Below are 239 nucleotides of genomic sequence, written 5' to 3' on the forward strand. Positions count from 1 at the left end.
GTTGCACCGCCTGTGGCGCGTCGGCGATGCGGATGCAATCGCCGCATGGGAGGCCGCGAAAACGGAAAAGCTCGCGCGCGACAAACGCGTGTCGAATTCGATCGACGAAAGAATCGTCTACGCGCGCAACCGGCGCTTCGTCTCGCGGATGCTGCTGATCGCCGCGCCCACCAAGCCTGTATTCGTGGCGATCGGCGCGTTGCATCTTGGCGGACGCAAAGGCGTGCTGCAATTGCTGC

At 63.6% G+C, this 239-nt stretch carries 1 protein-coding gene; it reads left to right on the top strand.

What is annotated here, in order from left to right; genetic code table 11:
• Window positions 1-239, top strand: a 239-nt coding sequence (locus SB753_RS41005) for a TraB/GumN family protein (RefSeq protein WP_410805672.1), incomplete at both ends; no start/stop codon positions are given.

The organism is Paraburkholderia sp. SIMBA_053, assembly GCF_046534895.1.
GTDB lineage: Bacteria > Pseudomonadota > Gammaproteobacteria > Burkholderiales > Burkholderiaceae > Paraburkholderia > Paraburkholderia caledonica.